10 protein-coding genes are annotated in these 18,234 nt (G+C 53.7%); 5 read left to right on the top strand and 5 right to left on the bottom strand.

Annotated elements, in window-relative coordinates:
* Nucleotides 1–19 precede the first annotated feature (19 nt).
* Entirely contained in the window at nucleotides 20–1,171 is a 1,152-nt protein-coding gene (locus tag G7009_RS22180; protein WP_181132240.1) for a hypothetical protein, read from the top strand.
* A 185-nt stretch (nucleotides 1,172–1,356) separates the two neighbouring features.
* Here G7009_RS22180 and G7009_RS22175 read toward each other — a convergent pair whose 3' ends face one another.
* The gene (locus G7009_RS22175) at nucleotides 1,357–2,148 is read right to left on the bottom strand and encodes a glycoside hydrolase family 16 protein (RefSeq protein ID WP_181132239.1); all 792 of its coding nucleotides are present in this window, start codon (nucleotides 2,146–2,148) and stop codon (nucleotides 1,357–1,359) included.
* A gap of 518 nt (nucleotides 2,149–2,666) precedes the next feature.
* On the opposite strand from G7009_RS22175, the gene G7009_RS22170 reads away from it, so the two are divergent.
* The 3 genes from G7009_RS22170 to G7009_RS22160 are packed head-to-tail and all read left to right on the top strand — an operon-like array spanning nucleotide 2,667 to nucleotide 8,274.
* Nucleotides 2,667–3,833 carry a nucleotide sugar dehydrogenase gene (locus G7009_RS22170; protein ID WP_181132238.1) on the top strand — a complete coding sequence of 389 codons (1,167 nt, stop codon included), beginning with the start codon at nucleotides 2,667–2,669 and terminating at the stop codon, nucleotides 3,831–3,833.
* A gap of 45 nt (nucleotides 3,834–3,878) precedes the next feature.
* A complete protein-coding gene (locus G7009_RS22165) occupies nucleotides 3,879–5,066 on the top strand; it encodes a hypothetical protein (protein ID WP_181132237.1) in 1,188 nt (395 codons plus the stop codon).
* Nucleotides 5,059–8,274 carry a glycosyltransferase gene (locus G7009_RS22160; RefSeq protein ID WP_181132236.1) on the top strand — a complete coding sequence of 1,072 codons (3,216 nt, stop codon included), beginning with the start codon at nucleotides 5,059–5,061 and terminating at the stop codon, nucleotides 8,272–8,274. The genes G7009_RS22165 and G7009_RS22160 overlap by 8 nt, the downstream gene beginning before the upstream one ends.
* 209 nt (nucleotides 8,275–8,483) lie before the next feature.
* On the opposite strand, the gene G7009_RS22155 is transcribed toward G7009_RS22160, so the two are convergent.
* From G7009_RS22155 to G7009_RS22140, 4 genes are all read right to left on the bottom strand, one after another.
* Complete coding sequence (locus G7009_RS22155; protein WP_181132299.1) at nucleotides 8,484–10,889, bottom strand: glycosyltransferase family 2 protein; 2,406 nt, start codon at nucleotides 10,887–10,889, stop codon at nucleotides 8,484–8,486.
* Nucleotides 10,867–13,341 (bottom strand): glycosyltransferase family 2 protein, encoded by a 2,475-nt coding sequence (locus tag G7009_RS22150; RefSeq protein ID WP_181132235.1) that lies wholly within the window; start codon nucleotides 13,339–13,341, stop codon nucleotides 10,867–10,869. Before G7009_RS22150 ends, G7009_RS22155 begins: the two co-directional genes overlap by 23 nt.
* Nucleotides 13,342–13,485: 144 nt before the next feature.
* On the bottom strand, nucleotides 13,486–14,934 hold the full coding sequence (locus tag G7009_RS22145; protein WP_181132234.1) for a DUF4214 domain-containing protein: 1,449 nt from the start codon (nucleotides 14,932–14,934) through the stop codon (nucleotides 13,486–13,488).
* A gap of 17 nt (nucleotides 14,935–14,951) precedes the next feature.
* Nucleotides 14,952–15,770, bottom strand: a complete 819-nt coding sequence (locus G7009_RS22140) for a hypothetical protein (RefSeq protein WP_181132298.1) — start codon at nucleotides 15,768–15,770, stop codon at nucleotides 14,952–14,954.
* 631 nt (nucleotides 15,771–16,401) lie between these two features.
* On the opposite strand from G7009_RS22140, the gene G7009_RS22135 reads away from it, so the two are divergent.
* Entirely contained in the window at nucleotides 16,402–18,234 is a 1,833-nt protein-coding gene (locus G7009_RS22135; protein ID WP_181132233.1) for a type I secretion system permease/ATPase, read from the top strand.

Below are 18,234 nucleotides of genomic sequence, written 5' to 3'. Positions count from 1 at the left end.
AATCCTAACGGAGCTGAAAATGCAGATCATTATTAGTAAAGAAATCGGAAGAATAAAATTTCTTTATGAGGAGGCTGAGGAATGTTTTGCTCATGAAATATTATATCCTGAATATTTGTCGCCTACAGATGATGCCGTGTTCAGGGTGGCTTTACTAGCACGCCCAAGAAATAGCAGCACTTATTCGGTTAGTGGTGTGATTCCAAATGCAAGTAGCGTTGATTTTTTTGAAAAAACATATAACTGCAAAATTGATGCCCTGACTGATGATGTTTCTCCTAAAGGACCAGCCAAGCAACTTGCAGATGACGTATATCTCTGTTTTTCTGGAGGCTTTGACTCGATTGCTGCAAGAGCTATTCTCCCGGAATCAACTAAGCTAGTATCGAATGAGTTTGGCGGTGCCTTTGAGCGCGAGTCCGTATTCTTCAAAACTTTCGATACCAATGTTATCCAGTGGGACTTGAGAAGGACGAGGACGAACGGTCAACCCAAGTTCAATGAGACTACTGACTGGCGCTTCATGCTTGCCCCTGCGTTGCTTTTCAAGCACGCGGACAAACCTATCACGCTGGCAACTGGTACGATCTTGGAGGCGAGCCCCTTCTGGTACGCAGGGCAAAGCAAGCCGAACTTCCAAAGCTATTCGAGCTTTGGCTTCGGCCCAGACGTATCGGTCATAAATCCGGTGTCATGTATTAGTGAATATGCCACGACCCTTATTGCAGCTAAACAGCTGAGCGCCGAATCGTTGAGTGATAGTCTGGATTCTCTAGCAGCACCCGCATCATTGAAAAGATATCGAAAGGAAGTTTTGATAGCGTTAGCCCAAAATAGCACGGTTCCGACACCTCGGCTCGATATGCCCAAGCATTTGTTTGGGCGTGGTCTCGGTGATGATGCCATTGCGTTGTATTTAGTTTGGAAGCTCGGCAGAGATTGGGTGTTGAGTAATTACTGTTCCAATATACCAAGTAATTCTAGGTATTTGGATATGTCGTTCTTTGAGAGGATTCATGTTAATAACCTGAACTGTTTCCATGATATGGATAAGCAGGCAATTCTTGAGAAGCTGGAGTCGTTTGGGTTGTCAATATACAGTGATAATGACTACCTGAATCTTGAAAGGTCGAAAGAGCTGAGGCAGGAGTTTATTTCACAAGCTAAATAAATTTCTTGACGTATTGCTCTTTCTTGCGCCGGAATGGCTGCGGACGTTTTGTCAGCTATTGGTCTGCGGTAGACGCATGTAAAGCTCAGTTATGCTGAGAAGGCAGTTTTGATGCCAACTCAGCCTAGGGTCGTTCCAGCACAGTTTATCGTACTGCGCTGAGAAAGATGAGCTTTCGCGTCTCATCAATCCTGCGAATAGCCCCATACTTTAATTGACTTAACTTGCATTTGTTGAGGTAACTGGTTTAGATCTATTGGTCCTGACCAGCGAGAGCCTCCGCCGATGTTTATCTTTAGTTGCATTGGCTGGTTGAGTGGAGAGATCGTATCGGTTTTCCCCAAGTCAGTTGGTACTTGCAGTACTAGAATGTCGTCGTGGAAGATCTTTATAAGGTCAGGTGTCCATTCTGCCGCATACTTATGGAAGCCGTCGCTTAGCCTGGTGTGGCTATTTTTTCTTTTCAGCTCTTTTGAGGAGGGGCCTGAGTGAATAGTCGAAAAGCGAACTCCAGGGTTCTTATTGCCTTTAGCTTCCATGATGTCGATTTCGCCATACTGGCCTTTGTTTTTGCCTTGCAGCCAAATAGCGGGTTGAAGTCCTGGGCTTTCTGGTACAGCCGCAATGACTTCAAATTTTCCATAGGTAAAGTAATTTACACTAATAATGCTTGCAGAGCTAACATCTCTGTGCGGAATGTTTTTTAGAATGCCGCCGTTTTCGTGTCCGAATTTGGGGTTTTTCAAGCGCTCATGTCTCGCTTCTAATATTAAAGTCCCGTCTTGGTGGGTGATGTTTCGATCTCCATCAGTGTAGAAGACCTTAGTGTTTTCATTGACGCCAACGGTCCTCGACCATTGTGCCGGGTCAAGTCGTTGACCTTTAGAAAAATCGACGGCTATCAGTGGCTCCTCTGAAAACCCGCCGGCGGCTGCGGACATCGAAACTAGGCAAAGCGACAAAGGCAAGTTTTTCATATTTATCCTCTCAGTGACCATCAGATTGTTGAAACGTATGACAGTTCCCAAGAGTCGACCAATATCGACATTTAGCGGTACGCTATGGGTTCTATAAGATCTACAGTGGGATGTCCTTTCTGTCAAAGCGCTAAATGGGTAAGGGTGGCTGCAGGAACGTGACAACTGCATTGATGAGGGCGGAGCTACTAGGTTCACTGGTCATGAGCCCCGCCTAATCAAAGATCCTGAGATGCCGCTGCCTTGCTTGAGTGTCGCAGGAGAATTAATGATCAGTGTCTGCCGCCTGCGTAGCTTGCCCTATGTCAGCATGTGCGCGTTATGATGCGATTGGTCGGTGCCGTGACCAGTCATCCCTTTCGGGCACTTGGCATGGTCTAGGATCAGTGTTCGAAGGCGAATATTTGAGCAAAACCCCCAATAAGATGGTGCAAAAACCCACGTTTTTGCGGCATGATGCACCCACTGCTAACGCACCGCTTGCTAGACCTAGCCCATAATCCAAGGTTTCTCAACAAATGCACATTACTATCTCTGGTACTGGATACGTCGGAATGTCTAATGCTGTGCTGCTTGCCCAGCATAATAAAGTCTTAGCGTTGGATATCATTCCGGAGAAAGTCAGTGCTATTAATCAGCGTGAATCTATACTTGCCGATGCCGAGTTGGAGTACTTTCTTAAAAATAAGCCGCTTGATCTGCATGCGTTACTTGACAGGAAGGAGGCTTACAGGGATGCGCAGTTTGTCATAATTGCGACGCCTACTGACTACGATCCGTATACGAATTATTTCAACACGGAGTCGGTTGAGTCGGTAATTCGAGATGTGCTCGCCATTAATCCATCTGCAACCATGATTATAAAGTCTACTGTGCCTGTAGGCTTTACCGACCGCATGCGTCGCGAGTTTGCTTGTGATAATATCATTTTTTCTCCTGAGTTCCTGCGCGAGGGGCGAGCGCTCTACGACAATCTTCATCCGTCGCGCATTGTCATCGGCGAGCGCTCCGAACGTGCCGAGTTATTTGCGGAGCTCATGTTGCAAGGTGCGATCAAGAAGGATGTTCCGGTCTTGTTTACCGGCCCGACCGAAGCTGAAGCGATCAAGCTTTTTTCTAATACATATCTGGCGATGCGTGTAGCTTACTTTAATGAACTTGATAGCTATGCAGAAACGCACGGTTTGGATACTCGTGAAATTATCGATGGTGTCGGGCTTGATCCGCGCATTGGTGGGCACTACAATAATCCCTCGTTCGGATATGGTGGTTACTGTCTGCCCAAAGATACCAAGCAACTTCTTGCCAACTACAGCGATATACCGCAGACGCTCATTCGAGCTATTGTAGAGTCTAACAGCACTCGCAAGGATTTTATTTCCGAATCCATCCTTAAGCGTCAGCCGAAACGAGTAGGTATTTATCGGTTGACCATGAAGGCGGGCTCTGACAATTTCCGGACGTCATCTATTCAAGGCGTCATGAAACGCCTTAAGTCGAAAGGTGTCGAAGTGGTGGTATATGAGCCGGCCTTGGAGGAAGATACCTTCTTCAATTCGCAGGTTGTCCGCGATTTGGAAAATTTCAAACGGGGTTGTGATGTTATCGTAGCCAACCGAATCACTGAGGAGATTCGCGACATAGGCGAAAAGGTTTACACTCGCGACCTGTTCGGCAAGGACTGAGCACCTCCATAATCAATGGGTGCCGACTTAACTATGGAGATCTCGATGCAAATCCTATTCTCTGGCCTAAATGAACAGGCCAGTCGCGCTTGGGTAGGCGCACCTGCAGATGGCGCTTCGTCGCTGGAATGGCAACCCGCATCGTTGTTTATCGCGGAGGCAGAGATGGCGGTGGGGGAGCCTGGGCGCAAATGGGTCTGGTTCTATCGTGCGCCTTGGGTTTGGCTAGCAGAAGGCGCCAGCTATAAAGTCGCAGCTGCGTTGCAGCAGTGGCAAACGCAGCAGCGTGCGGTTCTACAGCTACGCCGCAACCTAAGAGAGCATCTTTTGCTGGTCAACATTGATCGGGTGGATGCGCGGGCTTTCGCAGAGCATGTCGGCATTTTGTGTGGTGCGCCTTCATCACCTGTGGCAGCGTATACCTCGCTGACCTCCGCCCTTGCAAGCTTGTTCGAGCAGACGGCCCCAGAGTGTTGGACGCTTTATGAGGCTCTGGAAGCAGCAGCCTGGCTGCCTGAGGGCGAGCCAGAGTTTCGTTCTAACCGTGCGTTACCAACGACTGAAGGGTTGGGCGAGTTGCTGGAACTGATTCAGGCTGGCAGGCAAATGCCGGCGGTCAGGCAGCAGTTTGATAAGCTCAGTGAGGAGTTACGGCAGACGGATGAAGTGTTGAAAGTGGCTCAAGCCCAGGCCGATTGCAATCAGCGCGAAGCTGGTAGGCATCTAATTGAGAGCGAGCAGATCGCCCAAAGCCTGCGTTACGACCTCGAACAAGCACGAGCTGCCGAGCAAAATCTGAAAAACGAGCAAGGAGTATTGCTTGCGCAATTGCATCAGGTGCAAGAGGAGCTGGAGAAACAATATTTAGCTAATGCTTCGTTCAAACAGCAACATGACGCGCTCACTCAAGAGCTGGCTTCAGTGGTTACGCACCGTGAACATTTAACTGAACAACTCGAGATTGTACAAGCGGCATTGACGGAAGCCCAGCAGGCGCAAGGGCAGCTAGGCGAAGCAGATGTACAAATGAAAGTGGCATCGGCAAATGAGCGCGCAGACTTGCAATCTTTGGTCGAAGAAAATGAGCTACTGCTTGCCCAGCTTCATTCGGTACAGGAAAAGCTGGAAAACTACTATCTAGCCAACCGTGAAATGCTCGTGGCCATGGGTCAATCCGAGCACACAATGCATCGCGCCCGTAACCTGATCAGTCAAATGGCCACCCATGTCTGAGTTATTGTCCGATAAAAATGTAGTTGATGCCGAGTGGTACCTTGCGACTTATCCGGATGTCGCTACTATCGGCATGGATCCGCATGTTCATTATGAGTTGCACGGTTGCACCGAGGGGCGTTTTCCTCGCTTACTTAAGGCTGTGCGTCTTGAAAATGCTCTTTGGAGCGGCTTTGCACGGCTGGCATTGCCTGATCTGCATGCCTGGTGGCAGGATAGCGAAGATTTCGACGAGCAGGCCTACGCTGCTTGGGCTTTGGCACGGTGGTTTGCGAGCGCCTCGGACTGGCCGAATGCTTTGCCCTTCATTCCTCACTTGATAGGGGAGCTTCCGCCGTATCTTAGGCACCTTGGCCCGACGTTGCTCTCGGTGGAAATACTGTTGCGCAATGGCCGACATGAGCTTGCCCAAACTTGCTTGCAGGAAGGCATTGAGCGCCATGGGTTGCAAGCTGACATGTGCCTGGCGGCAGCTAACGCGGGTCTGTCGGTTGGAGTGAATGACGACCAGACGGAATCGGCTCGACGACTGGCTTGGCTCAATCGCGCTTTCGAAAGCGCTGGGTTAAAAGCCATCACTTTGCGTCATCCACAGGTTTCCATGACCTTGGATAATTTGCAGGCCGGGCCTGAAGCGCAGGGTTCGCAAACAAAGCAGCCAAAAATTAGTGTCGTAATGCCGGCATTCAACGCCGATGCGTTCATTGAGACGGCCTTGCGGAGTCTGCTAGAGCAGAGCTGGCGCAACTTGGAAATCATCGTAGTGGATGATTGCAGCACGGATTCCACTGCAGAGCGGGTGTCGGCAATGGCGCATCAAGATGCCCGTATCCTGCTTTTGCGCCAGACACGAAACTGGGGCGCCTACGCTGCCCGTAATGCAGCGCTGAACCAAGCAACCGGCGATTTTCTTATCAACCATGACAGTGATGACTGGTCACATCCTCAGCGCCTGGAGCTCATGGTCCGTCCTCTGCTGGAGAACCATAATCTTGTCGCTACTATGGCCGACTGGGTTAGAGCCGACACCTCGTTGCATTTCCAGTGCTGGCGCATTGCAGACCGATTGATTGAGCCGAGCGTTTCTACCATGATGGTTCGTCGCGAAGCGGTACAACTGCTTGGCGGTTGGGATGAGGTGCGGGTCGCGGCTGATCATGAGTTGCATCAGCGTCTTTTGGCTTGTCATGGCACCGAATCCGTCTTACATGTGCGCCCAGGGGTGCCGCTGGTGATTGCAAGGTATTGGCCTGAGTCGCTTACCATGTCCTTTGGCACGCATCTTCGTTCGACGTTCTTTGGTTTGCGCCAGCTATATAGCCAGCTTGCTCAAACTTGGCATTCCACAGCGACTGGCTCGTTGACCTTGGGCTTACCTGGTGCTTCCTTGGGACGAGCCTTCCCGGCCCCAGCACCAATGTTGAGCGACGCACCTCATACCACGCGCTATGACTGGTTGCTGATTAGCGACCTCAGTGCCGATGCCTCTCGCCGCAAGGCAGCCCACGCGATACTGAAGCGCTTGATTGCCAATGGCGAGAAAGTCGCTCTATTCCATTGGCCTGATTATCACCGACCAGAATCCATCGACAGCTCCTATTTATCTCAAGCAGTACGAGGGGAGGTGGACATTGTTTTGGCTGAACAATGTCTCGAAGTGGGGCATGTAGTGATCGTCGGTCGTCATTTGCTGGCGAACCCTCTGGACCAGGTTCCTCATATTCTGGGCTTGCAGGATTGCCAAGTAATCGATTCGGCCAGAGAGGTTAGGGCGCTTCCAGACGTATCTACTCGCACTAAGTCCGAACCACCTGAGCTGTTTAGCGCGCAGTGGTACCTGCAACGCTATCCTGACATACGCACTGCAGGCGTTGATGCGTGGCAACATTATTTGGCAAACGGTGCTGCGGAAGGACGTGATCCAGGCCCTGACTTTAATACCGCCTGGTACTTGCAGCAGTGCCCGCAGGCCTGCAGCAATGGACAGCCAGCATTGCTGCACTACATGGAGACTGGTCATCAGCTAGGTTATGAAGCCAGCCACCCCACGCTTCCTGGCTATCAGCCTCATCGTCCCGATCGGCCGACCGTCCTGCTGTGCGCGCATGCCGCCAATGAGCAGATATTTGGTGCGGAGCGTTGCCTGCTGGATGTACTGGATGCCTGCGGCAAGCTGGAGCTGAACGTTGTGGTCAGCGTGCCAGGCGTCGTCAATCGAGACTACGTTGATCAGTTGCAGGCTCGTGCGCTGTCAGTTGTATGTATTCCGACGATGCCATGGCAGGTCGACACACCACCTTGTGCAGTCGCGGTCGACCGCTTTGCCGAGGTCATTCGGACTCACGCCGTTGATTTGGTTCAGGTTAACACCATTATGCTGCGTGAACCGCTTCTCGCTGCCCGTCAGGCTGGCATACCAAGCGTAATTCATGCGCACGAATCGCCTCTGCATGATAGCGAGCTCTGCGAGAGCATTGGAATGTCTGCGACCGAAATCATCGCTGAAGCACTTGAGCGAGCCGACCATGTGCTGGCTAACTCAGCGTTCACCGCGCAGCACTTTGCCAAAGCAGGAGCTACACATGTAATCGGCAATATTATCGATTCAAATGCGTTTGATCTAGCTAACTCCGTCAATCACAAGCTTATTACAGCAGCCTTGATCAGCAGTAATCTGCCAAAGAAGGGATTGCAGGATTTACAAGAGCTGGCGCAGGAAATGAAGGATACGCCGAATCTTCACCTGCTATTAATCGGACCGGATAACAAGGACGTCGAGGCTTTGCGTAGAGCGCAGGCAGACGGTGAACTGTCTAGCAATTTGCGGTTAGTGCCCTACACCGCGAGCTCGCAGGAGGCAATCGCCCAGACAAACATCGTGCTCAACCTGTCTCATTGTCAGGAAACTTTCGGCCGTACTCTGTTGGAGGGGATGGCTGCTCGCCGCCCGGTACTCGCCTACCGCTGGGGCGCTCTTCCAGAGCTCATCGACGAAGGCGTGAATGGCTTTACCTTTGAGCATGGCGATGTCCAAGGCTTGGCCAAGACGCTACGGCGGCTATGCCGCAAACCGCAGCAGATCCGTAATATGGGCAAGGCTGGCCGGCAAAGGGCCATGCAGTACACGCTGGAACGACTGGTCCAGCAACTCGGCAAGGCCTATGCGGTAATACTCCAGCGCTCTTTGGAAGCCACTAGTAGCCAGTGAGCGGCAAGCAACGTAGGCACGGACAAGGTCGTTTAGCGGTTCCGCTCGACCTTGCTGTCGGTGCTTCCAGTGGTATTTCGTCAGAGCTGATCGTAGAGGGCAGATTCAGAGGCTGGGGTAGTAGCCGTAGGCGCTCGAGCAACGCCTTCGCCTGAAGGGCTCCAGAGTGCCCTGCCGGGACTGATAACCGTCCCGGCTCTTAGGTCTGTTCAGTAACGTGAAGTGCGAGAAAGATGACGTCCGCATTGATGCTTTGGCAGCCTTGGCGATAGCGCCAACCCTCCGTATGGTCCGCTTAGGTAATCACAGCTCAAGGCTGGATGGTAATAAGGATCATCTTGCCCTGCAAAGGACCAGCGTTCCATGAAGCCTTGCTGCTCTCGCAGGGCACGCGCGCGCTTTTCAGGTATTTGATCCTTGCCTCGGCTGGCAGACTCTGCGTGAATCAATTGCGCGAAAGGTGTCCAAACCAAGTTCCAACCTTGTTGGTGTATCCGCAAGCAAAGGTCTACATCGTTGAATGCGACCGGAAAAGCCGATTCATCCAAGCCGCCAACGTCGTCGAAAACTGTTTTGCGCATCAAGAGGCAAGCAGCGGTTACCGCGCTTTGACGCCTGGTTACCTGATTCATTCCCAGGTAGCCCGGATCACGCTGTTCCAACGTATTCCCAGTATGCGCGGCCAGGCCATTGATACCAACCACCACGCCAGCGTGCTGTACCATCCGGTTGGGCCACATGAGTTTGGCTCCGACCGCACCTACCCCCGGGCGCTCTACCTGGCTTACCATCTCTTTCAACCAACTGCTTTCGATGATTTCAATATCGTTGTTCACTAGTGCGATCAGTTCACCTTGGGCATATCTGGCCGCATGATTGTTGATGGCGGAATAATTGAACGGATATGGGTGCGATAGCACCTTTACCCCACGCTTCACCAGCTCATCGAAGTAGGCCAAGGTGGCTTCGTCGCTGGACTGGTTATCTACGACTATGATTTCCATGTCTGGATAGTCAGTTTCGTTCAGTAGGCCTTCAATACAGGTGCGGAGCAGGCCAACTTGATCGCGGGTTGGCACGATCAGGCTTACTTTTGGAAGCGCCATAGGCAAAGGCCAGTGTGCACGAAGCAGTGCAGGGTAGGTCGAGACAGGTGCAACCGTTGTACCTGTCGCCAGTTTTTCACATAGCCAAGCGATCGCATGCTGACGGCTAGGTGAAGGCTGGGCTAGTTCTGGGCTTGCAGCGCTGTGGACGCTCCGGTGATACAACACATAGGGCAAATGTACTACATCGGCTTTGCTTGTCTCTGTCGCAAGTACAATACCTGCGAGCAACTGATCCCAGTTCAGCTGATGCTGTTTTTCAGTCGGAATAAGCAGGCTCAACGCTTTGTCGATAATACCTGAGCTGAAAATCGCACCAGGTGTGAAGATATCCGCGCCAACAAACAGATCGATATCCCAGACCGGCTTGAACCAAGGAAAACTGCGCTCACCTTTTGCGCCGTCTCGATCGCAATCTGAATAGCCCCAAGCACAACCTTCGACAAGCAGAGCGCTCAGCCTGGCCAATGCGTTGGCTCCTAAGCGGTCCCCGGCCGTAACAGGAACAACGCTGTCGCATCCGTGAGCCAGCAATTCGTTCAAGGCTTGCGAAATATTTTCAGCCGATGCTTTGGCAATATGGTGAGGCTGACCGTGGCTGATGCTCACACTCCGCAGACTCTGAGCTTCCAGCTCGTCGTCCCCCTCGCTGATCATTAATAAACCGACTTTGCCATGCAGAGGTGGCATCTGTTCCTCAGGAACGTGCTGAAACGCCTCAAACCACTGTGGATAGAGATGCCAGCCCGCGCTTTTGGGTAGGCGCAAGCTTTGTTCCCTAGCAACTTCCGAGATCAGGGCTAGTGTCTCTTGGTCGTGTGCAAGGGCGAGCGGTTTCAGCAGGCCTTCGATACCTTCCGGTCGGCAACACAATGTGATTGGACTACCCGCTAACGGCTGGCCCAGATCGTCCTCTATTGCGAGCGTATGCAGTTTACCGTCTGCTAGTTCCCAGGGCAGGTCCACTGCGAAACCATGCTTGCTGCTGTCTCGATACGCCAGCGCTTGGTGGTGGACATCGCAGGTGACTTGAGTGAGTACGCGGTTGCCCTCACGAACCGTGACTTGGACATGCCGTAAAGGCGCTTGGGGATCCCAGGCCCAGCCGCCAATGCGCAATCCACCGGTATGCCAGACTTGGGATGCGATCAATGCGGGTTTGCTGCCAGGCGAGGGCAGACGGAGCTCGCCTTCCAGTGCGAAATCCTGGTTGGCGATACGTGCGGTGATGTGCCGGGCTTCGTCAAGCCAGCCTTGACGCAGTTGTACGGCGAAGCCATTAAATTGGTCGCCAGTCTTGGCGTTGGGCTCGAACTGATCGGCTCGTATGAGTGTTACACAGCCACCGTCGATACAGATTTCGATGACCAAGCGCTGATCTGGCTCTACGGTATCCACGGCCCACCCTTGCAATACATCTCCATACAGGCCAGTAATCGCACCAGCAAAACGCGTGGTAGGAGGGGGCTGATTGCCCATTTCGGACTTATCCAACACGTATTTTGACATCAGACCGGCTCGGTGAAATGGGTAGAAGATGTAAAGAAAGTGCGCCGACTTCATCGGCTATTAATCCAGGTGGGGCGTATAGCGGCAAGCCAAGTGTCTTTGCAAGTCGTGGTGCTTGCCAGCCGGCACCGGGATTGTCGTCCAAGCTCAGTACTGCTTGGCAGCCAGCCATGACGGCATTTTCTGCAAAAGACAAGCGATGCAGTTCAGGCAAGACCTGGATTGCGCCAGTGGCTAGCAATTGCTTGTTCCAGGGATGGTTGCCTTTCATAAGTAACTTGATAGGCAGCTGTAATTTGGTTATCTGCCGAGCAAGCCCAAGCCATCCCTCCGCGATAATGCCGTTGCTTATCGAATCACCAATCATCAGGACTTTCCCTGCAGCAGGTTGGCCTGCACAGTCTTTGCTGGCGGTGTTAGGAGCCGCGATAGGTGCGCTCGGTAGCGCGTTCATATACCGGGACCGCAGTGCCTGCCAAGGAAGCTCAATGCTTTGCGCCGCTTGGGCAAAATCTAGCCAGTCGCTATTTTGCTGCTTTAGTAACTCATCATCGCTGCAGATGATGCGATAAGGAAGTTGCAGCTTTGACGGCAGCTTGAGAAGCTCTGGCGGGCAATTGGCTAGTTGATCAAATACCAAGGCGGCTAATGGCAGGCCGCACAGATCCTGCATAAGCATAGGGAAGTCAGCTGGCGTGTAGTCCAAACTGATTTCCAGCGGATGCAGCTGCGCGTGTAAAGTTATCCAGCTGCGTAGGCCGTCATGGTGCCAAGTGAGACTGAACTCAGTTTGCTCAAGACTGCCGTCATGCAGATGCAGCACCTGAGGGAAGTGACCCTTGAGGTTGGCATTCTGTGCTAGCCAGCGAGTCAATCGCGCACGTTGCAATGCTTGTCGGGCAGGCTTGATCGGATCTCGACGACAGAAATTTTCGTAACGGGCTTCAGCGTCTGGATAGCGGCGCCGCAGGATGGCGTTGTTGCTAGCTACCCGCAGCAATTTTTCTTCGCCAAAGGAAACGCCGCCTTGGTGTGCGACGAAAACTCCTGGCGCACCCATATGCTTCCAACCGAAACCGCGTGCACGCAAGCACCAATCAGTCTCTTCGCCATAGCCGCGCAACAAATCGACCTCGTCCAGGTAGCCTACCTGGTTGATAGCCTCACGCTTGAGATAGAGACAAAAACCGCAGCCGGTTTCGATTTCGACGGCACAGCTATCAGTCTGCTTTGCCAGTTCGTCTAACTCGGCCTGTTCCTGTGCGCTCGGCATTGGCTGGCTGATACGGCTCTGAGGGAAGCTCATCAGCTCGCCATTGTTGGTAAATGGCGTTACCGAGGCGGTGACCTCGTCGCTGTAGGCAACGGCACGCAGACGATCAAGCCAATCGCCATGAACGCGGGTATCGGCATTGAGCCAGACCACATCCCGAGTAGGGCTCATTGCCATGGCCCGGTTCATGCTGCGAATGAAGCCCAGATTGACCGGGTTTTGCACCAAGGTGATCTTGCTCTTTCCGGCCAAGACCTTCAGTGCTTTGCGCAAGGCGGGCACGGGAGTGGCATCTTCTATAACCACGAGGCGATGTGGGGTCCGGTTGAGCTTGCGGGCATCTAGAGCGCTATTGATGCACTCGAGTGTTTCTTCGAGTCCGTTATAGACCGGAATCAGGACGTCGACGGGCTGGTGAGCTCCAACATCGGATGATGCTGGTGGTGGCACGAAAGCTGGCATCGCATATATGGGGCTACCGAGCAAAGCCGGGCCGGATTCAAAGCGAACCTGTACAGCAGGCGTGGCGTTGGGCACCTTGATACGGATACCGCCATGACTTGCAGGAAGACCGGCAGCGGCGAGCAGAGGATGCGGCGCACTGGCAGCCATATTGACCACGCGGCCATTGGCTTCCAACTGGAGCGCAGGCACAGCCTGGACATTAGCCAGGTTGACCGCCCAGCCGTGGATTTCCTGTACATCCGGCAAATATCGGACCACGCCGATCGCGCCTTGGAACTGGACCTTGCTGGCCAGCAGCTTGAGAACGAAGGCCAATTCTTGTGCAGAGGTGATGTCGGGCAGATGAGCCAGAATGATGCGTTGCAGAGTGTCTGCGTCTTCTGACTGGCTGCGAGCCTGCCACAGCATCATGCGCAAGGCAGGATCGTTGGGCATCTTCTGCCAGATGGCAGACAGGTATCGGCTGGCAAGTGCCGGTTGAGCCTGAGCAATCAGGCTACGTCCGATGAGCGCATGAACATCAGCGCGTTTGGGGAATGAATCGGCGGCATTGCCGAGAAAAAGAAAGGCTAGCTGTGGGTCCTTGGGCAGCGCCTCGATACCTTTCCAGATAAGTGCTTCTGGACGATATTCGGGAACTTGCAACGCACGCTCGAGTGCCACGGCAGCACAGTCATGCTCTCCGGCCTGGCGATGCCGGTGAAAAAGGTCCATGAGCGTGTCTCGCCCATGGTCGAGGTGTCTGGACATAAGCTGGCGAGTTCTGAAAAAAATAAAAAGAGGGGCAACCCGAAAGTCACCCCTTTTCGCATACGACCCAGCCTTGCGGCTGGGCGTATCCTGTTACGGCAGTGCTAGTTACACGTTACCGTGCAGTACAACGACGTTGTCGATGTTTGCAACAGCTTCCTGCGAACCAACGATGCCGATGGCGACGTCAGCTTGAGTACCGCCGTTCTCCAGAACCTGAGTCCAGCCGGCTTTGCCAGCGTCATCAGCTTCACGACCCAGAGCGGACTGGTACAGGCTGTCGATGAAGTCGCTGTTGGCTTTCGCGCCGGCTTCAGCCGACTCGATGATGCCTTGAGCAACTTCGGCACGGCTGGTGCCGCTGAACAGCTGGGTTACCCAAGCGTTCAGGCCGTCTTCGTCAGCTTCGCGACCCAGAACGCTCTCGTACAGCTCTTCTACGAAGGTGCCGTTCGATTGGTCCAGAGTGACTGCTTCTTGCGACAGAGCGATACCAGCTGCTACGTCGGTCAGAGTGCCACCGTTGGCCAGTACAGCTTCCCAAGCGTCAACACCGGCTTCGTCACCGGTACGGCCCAGCAGGGCAGAGTACAGGCTGTTGATCGAAGCTTCGTTGTTAGCGCCAGCGAACTCGGCAGAGTTCAGGAACTGGTTGGCGATGTCGGTCTGCGAAGTACCGTTGTTGACCAGCTCGACGAAGGACTTGGCGCCTGCCAGGTCAGCGTCGCGGCCCAGGATGCCTTCGTACAGACGCAGAGCGGCTGCTTCAGCTTCGCTGTGTGCCAGTGCTACGGTCTCAACGGTGTCGCCCTCGACGAAGGTCAGGAACTCAGCGTTGGTGATCGAAGCGGTCTGGTTGCCGGTCAGGTTCACGTTGAAGTTGTTGCCAACGGCGAACTCGTAGTCGTCACGCGAACCGTCCAGCTGTACCACGTCGTAGCCAGCGCCGGTGTCGACGATGTCAGCGTGGTTGCTGCCGCTCAGGACGACAGTGTCGTTGCCCGAACCGGTCTTGACGTTGTTGTTGCCTTCGCCAGCGATAACGGTGTTGTTGCCGTTGCCGGTAACGATGGTGTCGTTGCCGTCACCAGCGTCGATGAAGGTGTTCTGATCGCCATTGACGGTGATCACGTCATCGCCGTTACCGGTGGTGACTACGAACTCGACTTCAGCGGATGCATCGGCAGGAACGGCGATGCGAGCAGCAGCTGCGAAGGTAGCGGCAGCTGGAGCTTCTTCGGAGGCGACTGGCGCGTCGAAGGTAGCAACCAGGTTGGCATCGCTCTGCAGGATGAACGCCTTGGCAGTGTTGAACGACTCAGGCAGGTTCAGAGTAACCTGATCGCCTTCAGCACCTTCGATAACGCCGGTTACGACGTCAACGTTACCGCTGGTTGGCAGCTCGGCATTTACACCATCGAAGCTAGCAACGTTGACGCTGTCACCGGCGTCCAGGTTCAGCAGGCTGCTGATAGCTGCTGCGGTGTCATCCGAGAAGTTAGCGGTGGTCAGAAAATCTTGGAAGTCTGCCGCTGAGACTGGGCTGTCATATTGCATGTGTAATTCCTGTTACTTCAAGCCGGTTGGCTTGTGCTACTGAGGGTCTGCTCGAGCGCAGAGGTTTCCCACGGAGACTTATAGCGGGCAGCGTTCATCTTCGTAACGGGTCTTATGCAGATATGCAGCGCCACCAAAGGTTCATTTCCCGTGGGGCCATGCATGATCTGGTTGGCCACGACGAGCTGGGGCGCAGTGCCGCAGAACACGATATGGCCGAACAATTCGTAAAAGTGGCGGTTAGGGCCAACCAGGCTGAAGCCGGCGGCCACCAAGGGGAGGGAGTGCCCTCGTGTACCTGTGAAGGTACCAGTGGCTACATTTGGACCGGGACCTGACCCTGCAACCGTCGAGGTGTAAACCAGATCCACGCCGTCGGGCTTGTTTTCCCATTCGATGGCAAAACCTTCCAGACGCTTGGCGCTATCGTGTTCACCCGCCCAACCTTTGCTGGAAATCACATCACCGGTCCCTTGGAGGTGAGCGGTGAGCTTGAGAGCTACGGGTGCTTGGTTCGATTCGATAGCAGGCGGGGGCGTAGCGGTGGCGACCACTGCAAAATTGCGCATGATTGCCGAAGAGGTATCTATACGGTCGATGCGCAAATCAATCGGATCGATGGCGGCGTCGAACATATGGTATTCAGTGATCAGGACGGTGGTCACACCGCCTTTGACGCGGGCGACGATCGTGTCGCCGAGCTTGGTCAGCATGTTCTTGCTGATACCTTCGCCTGGGAAAAAGTCTATCGACCCTTTGCCTAGAGGTGCTTGCTGCAATGCAATGCACACTGGCTTCTCTTTAGAGGGCTGGGAGGCGTAGCGGAAGATGTACATCCCCGGCTCCAGCAGCGTGACCCGGGAGCTGATTTTCAAGCCGTCAAGGGTATGCGAAGGCACTGACATGGCTTTTCAAGCTCCTACTGATAAACGTAAAACACTGACCATCGAACGATGGCAGAACCGTACTTGCACAAAAAACGGCCAGTGGCGGGTTCCCTCCGATGCCGAAGAGTAAGCGATAGGGAAAGATTGTCAACGACTCCAGGTAAAAAAAATTTCGTTATAGGGATAGAACTTAGCTCGCTGCGCTGTGGTCCGTCTCAGGCTTGGCAAAGATGCGCATAATGATTTTTTTAACTTAATCTTCATGAAAAATGTCCTGAAAATCAGTTAGATAGAGGGTCTGGATCCTAATTTTTACAGATTGTCAGAAATCTAACGCAATCGTGGATTATTAGCTGCATACCGTGTTTACCTTACACGCCGCGCCTAGAATTGGACGGTTCAGAGTTATGTTGCCGTATAGCTACGAAATGCGATGTTAATAGCAGCGTGAACTTGTCGGCATTGAACGTCGTAGCGAGCCACGATGCAAGAGACTGGCAATCTGTCACCAGACACGCCCTCATCGCGGAGTGGGTGGTACACTGCGCGCCGTTTTCGCCTTTACGTCAGTACGGATGCCATGAGTCGTATACAGGAAAATAAGTTGCATGCCGCCCTCAAGGCATGCAAGAGCAGCTTTCTCTCGATCGGGTTCTTCAGCTTCTTCGTCAATGCGCTGATGCTGGTCCCTACCTTCTACATGATTCAGATCTCCGGGCGGGTAGTACCCTCTGGTAGTACCTCTACCTTGCTGATGCTAACGCTTATCCTGACAGTGCTGATGGCCACGTTGGGTTCTCTGGAGTGGGTGCGCTCACGCATCATGGTCCGGATCAGCAACCGACTGGATGTGCTGCTTAGCCGGGACGTATACCGGGCCAGCTTCAAGCTAGCCCTCAACAGTGGAGGGGGCGACGCGACTGCGCAATCGCTCAATGACCTGACTTCCTTGAGACAGTTCTTCACTGGCTCAGGTCTCTTTGCTTTTTTTGACGCTCCTTGGTTCCCGATCTACACCGCGATAATGTTCCTTTTCCATCCTTGGTTTGGTTGGATGACCGTGGCGTGTGGCGTGGTCCTCTCAGTGCTGGCTGTAATCAACCATAAGGTCACCGGCAAGGCGCTCGCTGAAGCGAACAAGGAGAGCGTCGTTTCCAACCTTGCAACGACCAAGACCTTGCGTAATGCCGAGGTCATCGAGTCGATGGGAATGCTCGAGACCCTGATGAATCGCTGGGCTGCACGTCAGCGCAAGGTGCTGAAGCTGCAGTCGGACGCCAGCGACCAGGGCGGTGTGGTGAGTTCAGTCTCCAAGACCTTCCGCAATTGGTCCCAATCGATCATGTTGGCCATCGGCGCCTATCTGGTGATTACTCACGAAATTAACCCTGGCTTGTTGATGGCCGGTTCTTTGCTGCTAGGTAGGGCCTTGGCGCCTATCGACCAGATGATCGCCAATTGGAAGGGTTTCGTGGCAGCCAAGGTCCAATACGATCGCCTGAGCAAGGTAATGGAAGACCTGAGTGCTGAACCTGAGCGCATGAAGCTTCCTGTTCCAGAGGGGCAGATCCAGGTAGAAAACCTGGTAGTCACTCCTCCAGGCGGCAAGACCCCAGTATTGCGTAATATCAGCTTCGTCGTACCAGCAGGTTCCATTGTCGGCATCGTCGGCCCTAGCGCCGCAGGTAAGTCGACGCTGGTGCGCGCCCTGATGGGTATCTGGCCAAGCCAGCATGGCGTAGTACGACTCGATGGCGCCGATATCAGTACTTGGGACAAATATGATCTTGGCCCTTATGTAGGCTATCTGCCGCAAGACATCGAGCTTTTCGAAGGAACCATCAGCGAGAACATTGCCCGTTTCGAAAAGGTCGACCCGGAAAAGGTTGTGCAGGCGGCTCAGATTGCAGGTGTACATGAGATGATTCTCATGCTTCCCGATGGTTACGACACAGCTATTGGTAGCGACGGAGTCAACCTTTCTGGTGGCCAACGCCAGCGCATTGGCCTTGCGCGCGCCATCTACGGCAACCCGCGCCTGATTGTGCTCGACGAGCCTAATTCCAATCTTGACGATGTTGGTGAGCGCGCTCTGGGCGTTGCTCTTCAGAAGCTCAAGGAAAGCGGTGCCACTGTGTTTATCGTCTCGCATCGACCGAACATTTTGTCTCGTCTTGATCGCGTCTTGGTGATGTCAGCTGGCACTGTGTCGTTGTATGGCGAACGCGATAAGGTGATTGCCCAGTTAGCGCAGCAGCAGGCTACGGCCCAGCAGCGGGTCGCTCAGGCTGGGGCCGCAGCTACGCCGGGCACGCCAGCCGCACCCGCTGCGCCTCCTCCGCCAAATGCTCCTGCCACCCCGCCTGCAGCCAGCCCCGCCGCGCCTGCAAACGTAACCTCTACCGGCGCGTGA

Source organism: Pseudomonas capeferrum, from assembly GCF_013523055.1.
Lineage (GTDB): Bacteria > Pseudomonadota > Gammaproteobacteria > Pseudomonadales > Pseudomonadaceae > Aquipseudomonas > Aquipseudomonas capeferrum_A.
Note: the sequence above shows the minus strand (reverse complement) of the source record. Positions and strands in the feature narration are given on the sequence as shown.

Coding starts and splice junctions, on each gene's coding strand:
- G7009_RS22140 (WP_181132298.1), bottom strand. CDS start 15,770: ATGTACATCTTCCGCTACGCCTCCCAGCCCTCTAAAGAGAAGCCAGTG.
- G7009_RS22150 (WP_181132235.1), bottom strand. CDS start 13,341: ATGGACCTTTTTCACCGGCATCGCCAGGCCGGAGAGCATGACTGTGCT.
- G7009_RS22180 (WP_181132240.1), top strand. CDS start 20: ATGCAGATCATTATTAGTAAAGAAATCGGAAGAATAAAATTTCTTTAT.
- G7009_RS22175 (WP_181132239.1), bottom strand. CDS start 2,148: ATGAAAAACTTGCCTTTGTCGCTTTGCCTAGTTTCGATGTCCGCAGCC.
- G7009_RS22135 (WP_181132233.1), top strand. CDS start 16,402: ATGAGTCGTATACAGGAAAATAAGTTGCATGCCGCCCTCAAGGCATGC.
- G7009_RS22170 (WP_181132238.1), top strand. CDS start 2,667: ATGCACATTACTATCTCTGGTACTGGATACGTCGGAATGTCTAATGCT.
- G7009_RS22145 (WP_181132234.1), bottom strand. CDS start 14,934: ATGCAATATGACAGCCCAGTCTCAGCGGCAGACTTCCAAGATTTTCTG.
- G7009_RS22165 (WP_181132237.1), top strand. CDS start 3,879: ATGCAAATCCTATTCTCTGGCCTAAATGAACAGGCCAGTCGCGCTTGG.
- G7009_RS22155 (WP_181132299.1), bottom strand. CDS start 10,889: ATGTCAAAATACGTGTTGGATAAGTCCGAAATGGGCAATCAGCCCCCT.
- G7009_RS22160 (WP_181132236.1), top strand. CDS start 5,059: ATGTCTGAGTTATTGTCCGATAAAAATGTAGTTGATGCCGAGTGGTAC.